This is a genomic window from Desulfosarcina alkanivorans, from assembly GCF_009688945.1.
GTDB lineage: Bacteria > Desulfobacterota > Desulfobacteria > Desulfobacterales > Desulfosarcinaceae > Desulfosarcina > Desulfosarcina alkanivorans.
Genome location: NZ_AP021874.1, coordinates 373,936 through 387,846 on the forward strand (window position 1 = coordinate 373,936; position 13,911 = coordinate 387,846).

A 13,911-nucleotide genomic window follows, 5' to 3' on the forward strand; every position below is an offset into this window, starting at 1 on the left:
CGTCCCCCTCAGTTGTCGATGGTGTCGGGACTGCCAGTGACGATGATGGCTCCGCAGGCGGTGATGTCGCCGATGCGGGCGTTGGGCAATCCTTCGGTGATGGTGTCGAAGCTACCGGTCACAATGGGCGTCACGCCATGCCCAGGGATGGGACAGACGTGCAGGTCCCCCATGCGGGCCACCGGCATGCCGTTGTCCAGCGTTCGGCTTGCCCCGGTGATGATGACGCCGCCGTGACTGCTGATGTCGCCAAGTCGAGCCTGGGAGCTCATGGGTTCACCTTCAGCAGCAGATGGATCAGAAAGCCGATGAGTCCGCCGATGGTGCTGCCGATGGTCAACACCAGGCCGACGATCTTCCACATGGTCTCGGTCCCCATCTTGGAGCCGACCCGGGCGTGCAGCCGGTCGATCTCCTCGGCGTGCCGGTGCAGATCGGAATAGATCGAGCGGACCAGTAGCTCGACGTTTTCCTTGTCCGATTTCTTCTCGATTTCGCGCTCGATCTTCTCGAGGCGATCCTGGATTTCCCGGCGGTGGTTTTCGAGGATGCTGCGGAATTCCTCCCGCCAATGCTCGAATGTCCGGGCCAGCAATTCCTCGCTGGCCGAGAGTCCGGAGGGCGTTGTTGTTCTTTCTCCCATGCAATGCTTCCTTCAGGTGTTGATCAAGACGGTGTTCGTCGAGCGAATGATGATGTTTCCGGCCACCCCATCCATAAACACGAGGCTGCCGGACTTGTCGGTGGCGCTGATGCTCTCCTGGCCGGGCGCGGCGTTCATGCGCACAACCTGACCGGCCTTGTCGGTGAGCCGGATCTGTTCGGCGGCGGCGGTGGAATCGACGAGGATTTCCTGAGTGCCGTTGAGCCCCCAGATGTGAACCTTCTCCCGGCCCTTGGTGGTGTCGATGAGGATCTTCTGCCAGCGGGAGCGGCCCTTGTCGCACGAGAGGATGTGGACCTTCTCCTTGTCCTGCCAGGCTTCGAGGATCACCTGCTGGCGGCAGAGGTCGGTGAGCTGGATGCGGGCGCGGGAGCCGACGATCTGCGAGGCGATGTCGAGCTGGTCGCCTTTCTCGGCGTTCTTCGTGCCTCGACGCAGGGCGTTGCCGCTCTGCATCTCCGGCTTCACCTTCCCTTCCATGGTGAGGATCTGTCCGGCGCGGTCGATGATCCGCAGCAGCTCGTCGCCGTCGCGGTCATCGGCCAGGATGGTGTGGCCGGTTTCGGTCTTGAGCAGGACCTTCAGGCGCGGGCAGTAATACGGTGGATGGCCGTGGTACTTCTTGTGTTCGAGATCGTCATGCCGGTTGGCCTGATGCTCGACCTTGTCCTCGCAGTCATGGCAGAAGGCATTCGCGCAGGTGCGCTTGGATTCCTCGGGCTGCTCGCCGGGATTGCTCTTGGCCAGCCAGACCCCGGTCCAGATCGGATACTGGACAACGCCGCCCTCGAACTCGGCCCAGACCGAGGCCCCTTCCTCGGGGACCAGGAACATGCCGGTGTCGTCGTTGCCGCCGAAGGGAAAACAGGGCGCGGCCCATTCGGACCAGTTCTCTCGCCCGCTGCCGAGCACGGCGGGGATTTCCAGCCGGACCCGGCCGAGGCGTTCGGGGTCGTTGTTGTCACGCACGAAGGCCCGGTACTTGCCGTACCAGCGGTTGCGGTAGCGCTCTTCGGATTGACGGTCGCGGGTTTCAAGCATGCTCCGTCTCCCGCTTTCGACTGGCGTCCCAGGCCAGCCAGCCGCCCAGCCGAACCGCCCAATACATGATCTGGCGTTTCCACAGAGGCACGCCCAGGGCCGCCATCAGTTCGAGAAAGACGCGGTCGGCCGCAGGCCGCGAGACCTTGCCGGTGTGGTAGAGGTAGTCGTGAACGACGGCCGCCGGGGAATATCTCCCCCAGGGCGGCACCACGCGCCAGAACAGGCGCGGCACCGAGGCGAAGTCGGTCTCGAACCCAGCGGGCACTTCGATGATGCGGCCAGCGCCGGTGCGGACACGGAACGGCTGGGTCAGCCTCGCGGTCATTCCATTGGGCAGGATCTCCACCCGAAGCGGCCCGGAGAGACCCAGCGCGGTGCCGGAAAACAGGGTCTTGGTTTGGGCGCTCATGACCGCCACCTCGCCTTGCCCGACTGGCGCACGTCGAGATGGACCCAGGAGGCGTAGACGCCGATGCCGCCCTCGTGAAAAAGCGGAATCTCCTCGGCGATGACCGCCAGTTCCTCGGGCGAAACGCCTGCCGGACAGCTCACGTCGGCCGCCATGCCCAGCGTGTGGAAACTTTGCTCCGCGCCGCCCACCGCCTTGTTGTGCCGGTTGCAACGGAAGCCGCTGGTGATGGACAGCGGTTTTCCGATGCGGTCGCGCAACGTCTGCAGGGCGTCGACCAGATCGGGATGGACCGCAGCCGAATGGCCGCAGCAGTTTGTGCCCTTGCACGCGAATTCTGAACGGTTGAAATTCTTGCTGAGATCACCCATTGCCGCCTCCTTGTGTGACCGCGCCGGAGTCCGCGTCGATGGTCACCATGGCTGGCGGCTCGTTTTGCGGCGTGGGCGGGGCCTCCTTGTCGTTGGGTTTGCCCTGGGACTCGGCGGACTTGTTGCCCGCGCCCTTGCCGAGGGCGTTCTTCTTGAGTTTGAGTTCGCAGAGATAGCCAGCGCCGCTGATGCTGTGGCGCACCGAGTGGCAGTAGTAGATGCCGGAAAACTTCCGTCCCACGCCCTTGATCTCGACGTTCTTCTTGGCGCGTAGCTGGGGAATGCCGATGGTGGCCGCGTCCGCCTCGACCTGGCGCAGCTCGGCCTCGCGGAATTTGCCTTCGGCGCTGTCCTGGGCGGGCTCCTGGCGCGGCTCTTCGTGAAAGCCTTCGGAACGGTCGAAGCTGGGCACGATCTGCCCCGTCTCCTGTTCCTTGAAGCTGCCTTCGCCGGTGTTGCCGTCGACCAGATAGGTCCGTTTGCCCAGGGCCGTCCGCTCGGGCGTGCTGGCGTTGTTGGCCTTGTGCTCGACCACGTCCTTCTTGCGCGGGTCGATACCGACCGTCTTGGTCTCGACACCCGCGCCCTTGGCTCCCTGGGATTGGGTGCTGGGGCGGAACGAGCGCAGCAGGCCCTTGGTGTCGGTGAAATATTCAAGGGTCAGAAGCGGCGTCTGGTCGAGCTCGCGGGGATGGAAATGGAGTTCGTCGTCCTGGATGTAGAAGACATAGCCGCTCACGCCGTCGCCATCGCGGTCGCGGGCCTTTTCCGCCAGTTCCTTGAGGAATTGGGCGTCCGAGATGTTGCTCTGGGTGACGCGGAGATGGGTTCCCTTGGTGGCCGTGACCACCGGGGTGAGGCCATTGGCGGCGGCGATCTGTTCGGCGATTTCCGAATAGAGGATGCCGGGAGCGGGTTTTTGCCAGACCTTCTGGTTCTCCTTGCCCGCGAGTTTGAAGCCCTTGTCGTAGGCCTTGATGCGGATGGTCGGATCGCCGTTTTCCGGGAAGTCGTAATCGATGTCCTTGATGACCGCCTTCTTGCGCGGAGAGAGGTTTCCCACGTAGCCGAAGCGGGCAACGATCTCGTTGCCTTCCTGGAACAGCGGATCGTCGACGAACTGCAGGTTGCGGTCGGTCACCGACAGTTCGAGGACATCCAGCTCCTCCTCGTTGTCGGTGAAGACGAACGAAGTGATCTCCTGGGTAATGTCCTTCGAGAGGTCTTGCCCCTCGATCTGAATCAGAAATGTCGGCTTGAAGGTATCCAGATCCATGCGTATCTCCGGCGGTTCGCAGTTCCCTGCTTACTTACCGGAAGGCATGGCGAGGTGTCGGACGCTTCAGTCGAGCAGGCGCATTTGGACGTGTTCGCGAGAGGGAATGCGCAGGGCCAGGCCGGGCTCGAGCGCCAACGGGAAAAAGAGGTCGTTGTAATCACAGATGATCCACCAGAGCTTGGCGTCACCCAGATAGCGGTGCGCGAGCAGATCGAGACGGTCGCCCTCGACTACGGTGTGCAGGCGGTCGTCATATCTCGGAGTAGTGTCGATGCGCTGGCGCATGCCGAGGGAGGTACCGTCACTGTCCCGGTAGAGAACGCAGCGGGCGTAGCGGGAATCACGGCCGATCATGAACGTACCTCCGACCAGTTGATGGAACGGTCCACATATTCTTCGAGGACGATGTCCACCTCGGCCCGTTGCGGCAGCAGGTTGTCCCGGTCGAACAGACCGAAGAAACGCGCCTTCACCTGGCGGACGATGCAGGTCACGCCCGGGTAGAGATCGCCGAAGATCAGCAGCACACGGTGCGGCGCGTTCTTGAGCATGGTTCCGGCGTGCTCCGGATATTGCAGCGAGCGGAGCCAGTCGACCTTCTGTTTGACCGGCCCCTTGAACAGCTCGACCTTGAAGGCGATCCGGCGCGGTTCCCCGGCGACGTATTGGTAGCGCGGGTGGCTCATGCCGGGGATCTTGATTGTCGCGTAGTCGGTCGACTTCTCGTCGCTGATGGAGTTGGGGTTGTACTGGAATTCGAGCCGCTCCCCCGTGTCGGCGTCCACCAGATATCCCTTGATGGGCTGTTGATCCCAGGCCATCCTTACACCTCGACAATCTTGATGATTGGCTTGCCCAGTTGCCCGGCCCGGTCGAGTTCCCGCCGCATGCCGTTGGAAATGCCGTTGCCGGTGAACGCCCACACCTCGTCGCAACATTCCATGTAGGCCAGGCCGCAGGCGATGCCCGTCTCCCGCTGCTCGGGAACGCTGTCGTCGGTGAAGGTCGGATACAGCAGATGCGGCGCGAACGGCGCGTGACCGCTTCTCATGACCTGGCGGCAAAGTGCCTCGGCGACCTTGACGTTTCGGGTTATGTCGCCCGCGAACGGGCTGCAGACAAAGATGCGTTTCATCGGTCCTCTCACAGGGTTTCGTAGTTTCTGATCTTCCGCTCCCGCAGGTCCTTGTAGACGGCCTCGGCCACCTTCCGGCCATCGATGTTGGTGGTCACGCTCAGTTCCACCGGCCGGTCGGCCAGGCCATCGAGGCGCGAGAGCAGGGATTCCAGCAGTTCGCGCACTCCCGGACCGGCTTCCTCTCCGCGCATGGATGTCGCGGGAGCGGTGCGGGCCGAAGCGATCAACCGCTCGGAAGGCACCGTCTCGGTGAGTCCGGATTGCAGGGGCTTCACTATCGGAGTCGGCGCGGTTGTCTTGGGCCGCTCGATCCCGGCCGGAGCCAGAGAGACATCTCCGTTTTCCAGTGCCGGTTCCACCGCGAACGGCTGGATATAGCTCTTACTTACCGGCTCGACGGCCGCCGCGACGGTCTGCACGATGCCGTTCATCGGTTGCGGAGGCGGCGCGGCAGTGGCCATGACCGGCTGGAGAATCAGCATGGCGCTCAGGGCCTTGGGCACCAGGCGTTCGTCCAGACGCGGTACGAGACTGAGCACGCTTTCGATGATGCGTTGCCCAATCGATTCGGCGGGCGGCGCGGCTCCGAGTGTTTGCTTCTGCTCGGCCACCTGCGGAATCGGGGTCCGGACTCCCAGCATGGCGCGAGCGGAGGAGAGCAAACCGTTGGCGATCCCGGCACTGCGATCATTGATCGCCTGAATGCCCGCGCTCGCGCCACTGGAAAGCCTCTGCCAGAGGGTTTGCCCCTCGGCACCGGCGTTGGTAAAGATTCGACCGACAGCGCCGGGGACGGCAGACAGCGTGGCAACGATCCGGTCGCGGAGATTGACGGCTCCCGTGGCCAGCGCGTCCCAGGTATTGACCTGGGGCGGCTTGAGCGCCAGTTCGGGCGTGTTGCCAAACAGGGATTGTTTGAGACCGCCGAAAATGGCCCCGGCCTTGGCCGCGACGGTTTGTGCGCTGGAGGTCAGACCGTCCCAGAGTTTTCCAGCCATCCGGAAAGGAGCCGAGGCGGCGTCCATGAGGTTTCCGCCCGCCGTCTTGATCTGCTGCCAGGCTCCCGCAGCGGCCGAGAGAATCCCGCGAGCGGCGAAGCCGAACACTTTCGCGGGCAGCGACTGGGTAAGGCTCATGCCGTCGGCGAGGGTCTTGAGCAGCGCGGAGCCGGAGGCGGTCAGGCTGGCGAGTGGTCCCTCGCGGGCATCGGAGAACGGCAGCAGATTGCGCAGCTTGCCGAGGGCGTTCTTGAGCATGGTGAAGGGATAGGTCACCGCCGACCAGATCCCTTCGCCCAGGGTGATCAGCAGCTTTTTGCCCGCCTCGAAGAAGGTGGTGTTTCCGGCGAAGAAGGAGCGCACGGTGGCAAACAGCTCACGCAGGGTGCTGATAATCGGCAGATTCAGAATCGCCTGGCCGATCTGTCCGGCGGCGTCGGCCACCAGGCGTCCGATGGAGGTGAATATCCCGGAAATGAAATTCCAGACACCGACCACCACATCCCGCGCCCAGCGGAACGGGGTGGCAAGAAAGTCGTAGACCGCGCCGCCAATTGCCTTGAGACCGTCCAGCAGGGAGATGTCGCCGGTCAGCACCTGCCAGACCGCATAGACGATCTTCCCGGCGGCCATGAAGGCCTCGCCGATCATGCGCACGGGCAACAGGAACTTGTAGATGAACTTGGTCGCTCCGATCAGTGATCCGACGATGGCCTTGCCGACCCAGACCACGCTGCGCACCACCACCGCCAGGGCTCGCACGATGAGCGACAGGTTCCAGGCCACGATCTTCAGGGCGAACGCCAACCCCTGCAGAAGCACACCGGCGACGGTGCCGATAACCGTGCCGAAGGTGCGCCAGGACGACCCATCGGTGGCGCTGGCGGCCACGCCGAAGATCTCCACCACCGAAAAGACTGCGCTGGCCAGCGCCGCATAGGCACTCATCAGGGTGCGGACGGTGGGTTCGAGGATGGCGCGGATGCGGCCAAAGGCATGGGAGAACGCGCCCCACAATCCGGCCAGAGCCTCACGAACGCGGTAATAGGCTTTGAAGACGGTGACCACGAAGCCCAGCAGTCCGGCGGATTCGAGCTTCTGGGCCAGTTCGGCCGACATCTGCCCGACGCCGCCGCTGAGCGAACCCGCCAGCTCTCTGATCCCCTGGAAGACCAGCGAGACCTTGTTCCAGGCCCCGGTGATGATCTCCTGAATGCCGCCGAAGTTGGTTTCCCAGGCGCGTTTGAGCAGATATACCGACAAGATCACGCCCGCGATAATCGCGGTGACGGGCAAAAAATAGGTCGCAACCGCCGAACCCACCCCGGCGAGCGCGGCGCTGATGGCCACGAACCCGGCCTTGATGGCTGGAAGCATGAGTCCCACCATGCCCACGGCGGCGGTGACGGCTCCGGCCACGACCAGAATGGTGCCGAGGGCCATGGACAGTCCCAGGACCACCCGGGTCACGCCCGGCATCGATTTGGCCATGCGTTGCAGGAACAGAATGAAGCGGGAGACGCCGTTGATCACAGGCGTCACCACCGGTAGCAGAGTGCGCCCCAGGATTTCGCTGAGGTTGGCCATCTGCTGGCGCAGGAGCAGGAACCGGGCTCCGATGTCCTGGTTCATGGCGTCGGCCATCTGTTCGGTGACCGCCGTGCCGGTCTTCATGGCCCGGCCCACCGACTGGATATTGCCTTCGAGGCTCTCCATGCCCGCCGACATCTGCAGCAGGAACTTGACCGCCTCGTCGGAGCCGAAGGCCTTCTTCAGCTTTACCTGGGCGGCGGCGTTGGAGAGATCGGGGAACTGGCGCTTGATCTCCTGCAGGATGGGAACCACGCCCTTGAGACGGCCGCTGGTGTCGGTGAAGGACAGGCCAAGCTCGTCACCGGCCTCGGCCGCCTTCATGATGAACGCCTTGTACAGCGTGCCCGCCTCGGAGCCGGGCATGGTGGTCTGGAGCTGGCCGAGCACGGCGAGCTGCTCGTTCAGCGGAATATTGCTCGCGGCCGCCACCGCGCCGATGTTCTTGATGGCGTCGGCCATCTGGGTGCCGTTGGTCTTGAACGAGGCCACGGTCTGCGCCATGGCTCCGGAAAAGGCGGTCGCCCATTCCATGTCGTTCATGTCGGCCATGATGGGCTTGAAGATCCCGTAGGCCGTGGTGAAGGTGCCGACCATTTCCTGGGTGGTGGCCTTGGTCGCCTTGGCGGTCATGGCGGCCATGGAGGTGAAGACGCCCACGGCCTCGTCGCTGAGGTTGGACAGGGCCGATTTCACGTCGTAGGTGGCGGTGATGAAGGCGGCCTTGTCGGCACCGGACCATTGGTTGGTGAAGGATTCTGCGGCGTCCTCGATGGCCCGGAGATCCTGCACGCCCAAGGACGCCAGCTCTCCCAGGGCCTTCTGGGTCGCGGCGGTGGAGGCGACCAAGGCGGCGGGCATTGCCATCAGGGCCAGTCCCGCCCCCAGCATCATGGTCCCTTGCTGGATACGGTCCAGGTTGCGAGTCATCCGCTCGCTGGCATCCGCCACGGTGGAATCGAGGTCCATCATGGAACCACGGATGCGCTGCGCGTTCTGCGAGAACGCATCCTTCATCGATACCACTATGCCCAGTCCGAGATCGCCGTTCATCTATCGCCGTTCCGTTTGCTCACGTTCAAAATCAAGCTGCCGCTCGAGGGCCTCGACGAACTGACGCCGGACCCTGAGCGGCAGCGAGCGGGTTTCCGACCAGCCCCAGTGCAGTCCGCCGTAAGCGAGAAAGAATGCGTCGCTTACAAGCGAACTCCGGGGAACAAAAAAGCCGGTTCGGCCTCCAGCCGGGTACGGATCTTGGTGCCGCAGCCATCGCATTCGGTCTCGACCGAGGTGTCGATTCCTGCGTCGACCCGCGACATCTCCTGCCGCAGCGCGTTGCGGTCGCGCATCGACATTTCCGCCAGGCTCTTCTTGGAGGGAGCCTTGCCGTCGATGTCGAGGACGCGGATGAGCATGGCCGAGGTGATGTTGGGCTCGCGCAGGCTAGCCAGACGCTTTTCCTTGTGGCCGTCGAGATATCCGAAGCGCACGGTTTTCTTCGAGCCGGGCAGCTTGAAGGCGAACTCCCGCTCCTCGCCGTAGGGGGTGACCTTGAGATCCTCGAGATTGATGGTCACAAAGTTGCTCATGCGGCAGGCGCTGTTCAGGCAGCTCAGCTCCAGCTCCACCTCGTCGCCGAGGGAAATCTGGCGCAGGCGGACCAGGGCGAACAGCCGGTCACCCGAGAGCAGGTTCATCACCTCGGCGAGATCGGGATCGGTCTTCTCGCCCAGCCGGACGAAACAGTTGCGGAGCACCTGGTTGATCGCCTCTCCGGAACGGATCAGGCGCTGGTTGGTGAGCAGTTCTTCCTCGGCCCCGGTCATTTCCCGAAGCTCGAGTTCAGTGCCGCTTGGCAGTTCAAAGCTGTACATGGTCGATCCTCCGGTTTAGGTCCAGTATTGGAAGCAGATGGTGAGCTTCTCGATGGTGTTCTCGGTGTTGCCGCCTTCGAGCTCGTCGTATTCGAGCGCCTTCACCCAAGCCCCGTGCAGGGTCCAGCGGCGGGTCTCGTTGCCGGTGCGGTCGTAGCGGACAACGTCGATGTCGCGCATGTAGTCGGCCGGAAGGCCGCCGGTGACGGCGTTCACGTCCACCTGTTTCTTGATCCATTCGCGGGCCGCCTCGTCGGAGCCGTCCTGCAGTGTGCCTTTCTCGAGGGTGATGTCCTCGAACTTGACCCGCCCTGCCACCTTTTGGTCGAACATCGAACCGGCCGGGGCAAAGGCCACTTCCTCGAATTCGGTTTTTGGCTCCTGTCCCTTGTGGAACAGGGCCACGTCGAAGCCGTTTACCTCGATGGCGAATTGCCAGTTCTGGTAAAGGCTCTTGGGCATATTTCCGCTTCTCATAGCCGTGTTCTCCCGTTAGATGATTTCTTTGAAGTCCGCGCCGGTGCTGGTCAGGATGAAGTTCAGCTCGATGAACTCCGCCGTCTTGGTCGGCTTGACGAACACGCGGGCCACCATTTCGTTGCGGTCGATGACCGCCGGGGAATTGGTCTCCTCGTCGCACTGGAAGGCGAAGTCGTAGAGGCCGCCCTTGTCCTTGATGTCCTGCAGAAAGGGATTGATCAGGCGGCCGAGGGCACGCCAGGTCTGGGGATGGTTCGGCTCGAATACCACGAAGCGGGAGGATTCCGAGATGGCTTCCTCCATGAACATCATCAGGCGGCGGACGTTGATGCGGTCCACGGCCGAGGGCTGGCTTTGCAGCGTCTTCTGGCCCCAGATGTTGATGCCGGTGTCGGGGAACACGGCGATGACGTTGACCCCTTCCGGATAGAGCACATCGCGCTCGCCACGGCTGGTCTTGTAGGCCAGGGAGAGCGTGTTGAAGATGCGGCCACGGTCGATACCGGCGGGCGCGTTCCAGACGTTGGTCTTCTGGTCGCTGCGGGCGATGCAGCCCGCCACCGCGCCGCAGGGCGGCACCAGTTTCTTGCGCGAGTTGACCGGATCGCTGATCTCCAGCCAGGGGTAGTAGAGCGCCGCGTAGGAGGAGTTGAAAGCCGCGTGGCTGTACATCCCTTGTCCCTTGCGGAAGTCGACCGCTTCGAGCGGCTCCAGGTGCATGGGCGTGTCGGCGATGAACAGCAGGTCCTTGCGCCCCTCGGCATAGGCGATTCCGGCGTTGATCACCGGCACCGTGGTGACGCCGGGGACCATCAGCAGGTTCAGGGCGTCGATCTCGTCAAAGCCATAGAGGCCGGTATGCTGCGAGGGATCGCCGATGAAGTCCGCATCGGCCAGATCGGTCAGACCATTGTCGCCGCCGCTGAGCGTGAACACGCCCAATGCCGGACGGTCGCTGGGCGTTCCCATTGCTGCGGCCAGATCCTGGACCAAGATGAAATCCGAGCGGTCGTTGATCGCCAGCTCCACATGGTTCGGCAGCGTCTCGTCCATGCTCAGATCCTTGAACACCTCGACCACATCGCCTTTGTGCCGGACCACCAGGTTGAAATGGTTGGCCGGGTCAAGGGAACCGTCCTCGATGGAAACGGAGAGCCGGTCGCCCCAGACGCCTTCGTTCACGGCCTCGATCCGCAGGGCGTCGGCGGGCGTCGCCTCCCGGTTCTGCAGCACGATGGAAGACTTCAGCGCCGTCAGGGTGTCCCGGTCGGTGGGATCGGTGAGATGGGCAATACGGGTGACATAGAGGACCGAGCCGCCGTTGTCGAAAAACGCCCGGGCGGCGTAGGCCAGATAGCTTTCATTGATGTAGGAGCCGAAACGGTTGATGAACTGTTCCCAGCTCGTCACCAGCACGGGCTTGTTGATCGGGCCTTTCTCGGCCACTCCGACCATGGCAGCCGACGAGGTCGAGATCTGCTTCACATAGAAACTGAAGTCCGTTTCCCGGGTGTAAATCCCGGGCGATAGATAGGTCGGCATGGTTATTTCCTCCGCTTGCTGGTGGTCTTGGCCTCATCGGCTGCGGCGTCATCGGTTGCCGTGGGCTTTTCCGGTTCCGGTTCCGCGCCGCCGGTCAGGTCGGTGATGCGCACCAGGCCGCGTTTTCCGGCGGTCTTGATCTCGGCGGAGAGGTCCTTGCGGGCGATGCTCTTGCGCTCTCGCGGCCCGAGGTGGAGAGTTCCCTGGCCGGAGAGGTTGAACGTCAGGGGTTGGAACTGCAGGTTTCTGATCTCGATCACGGTAGTTCTCCTTTACGGTTGAATGGTTCGTTGCTCTGTCACGTCGCCGTGAAACTGGAAGGTCCGGTCCCGGATCAGCCGACCGTCGCGCAGGTCGCCGTCGTACACCGGGCAGGATTCGATGCGGATGCGTCCGGAGCTTTGCCGGAGGTTGGAGAGGTTCACCCGGGCCAGGCCGCCCAGAGGAATCAGCTCGGTAAGGTTCAGGCTGCCCTGGTCGGCGATGGCGATCTCCGGGTAAAGCTGGAGAAACCGCGACACCGATTCGTGAAAACCAAGCAGTTCGGCCTCCCGGTCCACGGTCACCACCAGGTCGAAATCGAGGTGATAGAGACGGGGAAACCGGCACTCCTCGAAACTCAGCTCCGCGACATTCTTCTCGAACAGGCGGCTCTGGCTGCGGCGGAAACGGTCTTCCGCCAGCTTCGGCCCCTGGAGGATGACGCTGGGGGTACGCTGGACCTCGAACAGGTCATCCGGGAACACCAGCACGGTGTCCGGGTGGATGGCCTGTTTGGCCAGGCGGATCAGGATTTCTGTGACGGTCTGTATCGTGCTCAAAGGACGCCTCCGTTTTCTGCCTGGTTACTTACCGGAAGCGCTGGCGATGTGTCGGAGGCTCAAAGCGCGGAGCGGATCGCCTCGCGATAGTTCTGGAGGATCTGCTCGCGGTACTTATCCATCACCGGATGCAGAAAGGGTCTGGCGGGGATGATGATGGTCGCGCCGTTCGGATGTTTGATGGTGGCCCCGTACTCCATGACGGCACCGATGTTCACCATGTCTTCCCCGTCCTTGTTAACGGTGCCGCGCAGCAGGCCGACGAACGCCTTGTCGGCCATGATCTTCTGGGTGATGGTGTTGACGAGAAAGCCGGTGTCGATGAGCGCCTTGCTGGAACCTTTGCGCTCGATGGTGCTCTCGGCGAGTTTCACGAAGGCCTGTCCGCCCGGGGCCTGGGAGCGAATCCCCCGCTGGATCTCGCGCACCAGAAAAAGGGCGTTGCGGATCGTGGCCTGACGCAGGGCCGTGGCCAGGCGCGGCCCCATGCCGGTGGTCAGCTTGGCGCGGGCCTTGTCCCAGTCACCGGTCCGCCTAACGCCCATTGAGCTTCACCAGTTGCAGGTTCTTGTGAGTGACGGTGCCGAAGAAGTGTTCTTCTTCCACACTCTGTATGCGATAGGTTTCCCTGTCGGTGGCCAGGCGGTCTTCACCCCGGACATCGGCATCCGGAAGGACACAGGCGAGCGCGTCGATCTTGCCGCTCAGCTCCTCCGGCGGGGTTTCGTTCAGTTCGAGGGGGATGACGGAGATTTCCGTGTATTCGGCATCGTCGGTGCCGTAGAGCCGCTCGCCGGGAACCACGCGCAGGATGCGTGCGGTCTGGCCCGAGGAGAGGATCAGCCGGGCGACATCGGCCACGGCTTCGGCGCGTTCCCGGTCATTCAACAACATCGAGATCGATCCCTTGTTCGTAGATGACCGGCGTAAGGCCGCTCGGGGTCAGGATGTAGGCTTCCTGATCGAGCTGGGTGGCCGGACGCAGCTCGGTGAGCCGCTGCCGGTAGTCGGCGAGCAGATCGGCCTCGAGCTTGGCCCAGTGGCCGGGCTGTCCGGTTTTGTCCACTCTCTTGTCGCCGCTGGAAAAGGAGAAGGCGTTGGCGGTGGCCGAACGCATGACCTGGCAGGCGTGGATCTGCGCCATGATCACCAGGAGCTCGCGGACCTCGCCGGTGGGATCGGGGGTGATCTCTCCGACCGTGATCGTCAGCGATTGGTCGAGGTCACGGCCGACCCGGAAAACGGCTTTCCGGACGCATCTCTCCAGAGTCTGGTCCTCGAAGAGAGATGCGCCCGGATCGGACAGGTCGAGCCGCAGGTCGGCGATCAGGTCACTCAGCAGCACCTTGCAGGCCCTCCAGACGGCTCTTGAGCGCGTCGATCACCGTGCGGCGTTTTTCGGTTTCCATGTAGCCCTTGAGGGTCTCCGGATTGGCCTCCTCGTTGACCTTGGAAATCGCGTCGGTGGCGGAGAGCTTGCTCAGGTCCACCGGTTCCGCGTCCTGGTCTGGCTCTGGAGGGGCGAGCGGTTCCTGCTTCGGTTTGTCGGCCATGGCCAGGCGGCCGTTCTTGAGCGCCGCCTGGATCTGCTTGGTGAGGCGTTCCACCTCGACTACCTGGCCGGGCTTGAGTTTCAGCCCGGCGTCGGGGATCACCAGAACGCCGGGACGGATGTTCTTGATTCGATTCATTTCACGTCAC

General features: G+C 63.2%; 18 protein-coding genes and 1 pseudogene. All 19 read right to left on the reverse strand.

What is annotated here, in order from left to right:
- Nucleotides 1-8 precede the first annotated feature (8 nt).
- Nucleotides 9-272 (reverse strand): PAAR domain-containing protein, encoded by a 264-nt coding sequence (locus tag DSCA_RS01695; protein ID WP_011366988.1) that lies wholly within the window; start codon nt 270-272, stop codon nt 9-11.
- Nucleotides 269-643: a hypothetical protein gene (locus DSCA_RS01700; protein ID WP_155314794.1), complete on the reverse strand. Its 375-nt coding sequence runs from the start codon at nt 641-643 to the stop codon at nt 269-271. Before DSCA_RS01700 ends, DSCA_RS01695 begins: the two co-directional genes overlap by 4 nt.
- Nucleotides 644-655: 12 nt before the next feature.
- On the reverse strand, nt 656-1,705 hold the full coding sequence (locus tag DSCA_RS01705) for a phage baseplate assembly protein V (RefSeq protein ID WP_155314795.1): 1,050 nt from the start codon (nt 1,703-1,705) through the stop codon (nt 656-658).
- A complete protein-coding gene (locus DSCA_RS01710) occupies nt 1,698-2,117 on the reverse strand; it encodes a DUF1353 domain-containing protein (protein WP_155314796.1) in 420 nt (139 codons plus the stop codon). The genes DSCA_RS01705 and DSCA_RS01710 overlap by 8 nt, the downstream gene beginning before the upstream one ends.
- The gene (locus DSCA_RS01715; protein ID WP_011700609.1) at nt 2,114-2,488 is read right to left on the reverse strand and encodes a YcbK family protein; all 375 of its coding nucleotides are present in this window, start codon (nt 2,486-2,488) and stop codon (nt 2,114-2,116) included. Before DSCA_RS01715 ends, DSCA_RS01710 begins: the two co-directional genes overlap by 4 nt.
- Nucleotides 2,481-3,764: a phage late control D family protein gene (locus tag DSCA_RS01720; RefSeq protein WP_155314797.1), complete on the reverse strand. Its 1,284-nt coding sequence runs from the start codon at nt 3,762-3,764 to the stop codon at nt 2,481-2,483. The genes DSCA_RS01715 and DSCA_RS01720 overlap by 8 nt, the downstream gene beginning before the upstream one ends.
- 66 nt (nt 3,765-3,830) lie before the next feature.
- Nucleotides 3,831-4,121 (reverse strand): LysM peptidoglycan-binding domain-containing protein, encoded by a 291-nt coding sequence (locus DSCA_RS01725; protein ID WP_155314798.1) that lies wholly within the window; start codon nt 4,119-4,121, stop codon nt 3,831-3,833.
- Nucleotides 4,118-4,588, reverse strand: a complete 471-nt coding sequence (locus DSCA_RS01730) for a CIS tube protein (protein ID WP_011366981.1) — start codon at nt 4,586-4,588, stop codon at nt 4,118-4,120. Before DSCA_RS01730 ends, DSCA_RS01725 begins: the two co-directional genes overlap by 4 nt.
- A gap of 2 nt (nt 4,589-4,590) precedes the next feature.
- Nucleotides 4,591-4,902: a DUF7768 domain-containing protein gene (locus DSCA_RS01735; RefSeq protein WP_155314799.1), complete on the reverse strand. Its 312-nt coding sequence runs from the start codon at nt 4,900-4,902 to the stop codon at nt 4,591-4,593.
- Nucleotides 4,903-7,346: 2,444 nt separating this feature from the next.
- Nucleotides 7,347-8,546, reverse strand: a pseudogene (locus tag DSCA_RS33105) (phage tail tape measure protein); the annotation flags it as partial.
- Nucleotides 8,547-8,689: 143 nt separating this feature from the next.
- On the reverse strand, nt 8,690-9,367 hold the full coding sequence (locus tag DSCA_RS01745; protein ID WP_155314801.1) for a T4 family baseplate hub assembly chaperone: 678 nt from the start codon (nt 9,365-9,367) through the stop codon (nt 8,690-8,692).
- A gap of 15 nt (nt 9,368-9,382) precedes the next feature.
- Nucleotides 9,383-9,844 (reverse strand): phage tail protein, encoded by a 462-nt coding sequence (locus DSCA_RS01750; protein WP_015721240.1) that lies wholly within the window; start codon nt 9,842-9,844, stop codon nt 9,383-9,385.
- 15 nt (nt 9,845-9,859) lie between these two features.
- Nucleotides 9,860-11,389, reverse strand: a complete 1,530-nt coding sequence (locus DSCA_RS01755; RefSeq protein ID WP_155314802.1) for a phage tail sheath C-terminal domain-containing protein — start codon at nt 11,387-11,389, stop codon at nt 9,860-9,862.
- Nucleotides 11,390-11,391: 2 nt separating this feature from the next.
- Nucleotides 11,392-11,649: a hypothetical protein gene (locus DSCA_RS01760; protein ID WP_028577512.1), complete on the reverse strand. Its 258-nt coding sequence runs from the start codon at nt 11,647-11,649 to the stop codon at nt 11,392-11,394.
- Nucleotides 11,650-11,661: 12 nt separating this feature from the next.
- A complete protein-coding gene (locus DSCA_RS01765; protein WP_155314803.1) occupies nt 11,662-12,210 on the reverse strand; it encodes a hypothetical protein in 549 nt (182 codons plus the stop codon).
- 59 nt (nt 12,211-12,269) lie between these two features.
- A complete protein-coding gene (locus tag DSCA_RS01770; protein WP_155314804.1) occupies nt 12,270-12,755 on the reverse strand; it encodes a phage virion morphogenesis protein in 486 nt (161 codons plus the stop codon).
- On the reverse strand, nt 12,745-13,104 hold the full coding sequence (locus tag DSCA_RS01775) for a hypothetical protein (RefSeq protein WP_155314805.1): 360 nt from the start codon (nt 13,102-13,104) through the stop codon (nt 12,745-12,747). The genes DSCA_RS01770 and DSCA_RS01775 overlap by 11 nt, the downstream gene beginning before the upstream one ends.
- Complete coding sequence (locus DSCA_RS01780; protein ID WP_028320579.1) at nt 13,091-13,555, reverse strand: hypothetical protein; 465 nt, start codon at nt 13,553-13,555, stop codon at nt 13,091-13,093. Before DSCA_RS01780 ends, DSCA_RS01775 begins: the two co-directional genes overlap by 14 nt.
- A complete protein-coding gene (locus tag DSCA_RS01785; RefSeq protein ID WP_011366970.1) occupies nt 13,542-13,901 on the reverse strand; it encodes a hypothetical protein in 360 nt (119 codons plus the stop codon). Before DSCA_RS01785 ends, DSCA_RS01780 begins: the two co-directional genes overlap by 14 nt.
- Between the last annotated feature and the right edge of the window lie 10 nt (nt 13,902-13,911).

Excerpts from the sequence above, each read along its gene's own strand:
- DSCA_RS01695 (WP_011366988.1), bottom strand. The coding sequence starts at position 272 with ATGAGCTCCCAGGCTCGACTTGGCGACATCAGCAGTCACGGCGGCGTC.
- DSCA_RS01700 (WP_155314794.1), bottom strand. The coding sequence starts at position 643 with ATGGGAGAAAGAACAACAACGCCCTCCGGACTCTCGGCCAGCGAGGAA.
- DSCA_RS01705 (WP_155314795.1), bottom strand. The coding sequence starts at position 1,705 with ATGCTTGAAACCCGCGACCGTCAATCCGAAGAGCGCTACCGCAACCGC.
- DSCA_RS01710 (WP_155314796.1), bottom strand. The coding sequence starts at position 2,117 with ATGAGCGCCCAAACCAAGACCCTGTTTTCCGGCACCGCGCTGGGTCTC.
- DSCA_RS01715 (WP_011700609.1), bottom strand. The coding sequence starts at position 2,488 with ATGGGTGATCTCAGCAAGAATTTCAACCGTTCAGAATTCGCGTGCAAG.
- DSCA_RS01720 (WP_155314797.1), bottom strand. The coding sequence starts at position 3,764 with ATGGATCTGGATACCTTCAAGCCGACATTTCTGATTCAGATCGAGGGG.
- DSCA_RS01725 (WP_155314798.1), bottom strand. The coding sequence starts at position 4,121 with ATGATCGGCCGTGATTCCCGCTACGCCCGCTGCGTTCTCTACCGGGAC.
- DSCA_RS01730 (WP_011366981.1), bottom strand. The coding sequence starts at position 4,588 with ATGGCCTGGGATCAACAGCCCATCAAGGGATATCTGGTGGACGCCGAC.
- DSCA_RS01735 (WP_155314799.1), bottom strand. The coding sequence starts at position 4,902 with ATGAAACGCATCTTTGTCTGCAGCCCGTTCGCGGGCGACATAACCCGA.
- DSCA_RS01745 (WP_155314801.1), bottom strand. The coding sequence starts at position 9,367 with ATGTACAGCTTTGAACTGCCAAGCGGCACTGAACTCGAGCTTCGGGAA.
- DSCA_RS01750 (WP_015721240.1), bottom strand. The coding sequence starts at position 9,844 with ATGAGAAGCGGAAATATGCCCAAGAGCCTTTACCAGAACTGGCAATTC.
- DSCA_RS01755 (WP_155314802.1), bottom strand. The coding sequence starts at position 11,389 with ATGCCGACCTATCTATCGCCCGGGATTTACACCCGGGAAACGGACTTC.
- DSCA_RS01770 (WP_155314804.1), bottom strand. The coding sequence starts at position 12,755 with ATGGGCGTTAGGCGGACCGGTGACTGGGACAAGGCCCGCGCCAAGCTG.
- DSCA_RS01775 (WP_155314805.1), bottom strand. The coding sequence starts at position 13,104 with ATGTTGTTGAATGACCGGGAACGCGCCGAAGCCGTGGCCGATGTCGCC.
- DSCA_RS01785 (WP_011366970.1), bottom strand. The coding sequence starts at position 13,901 with ATGAATCGAATCAAGAACATCCGTCCCGGCGTTCTGGTGATCCCCGAC.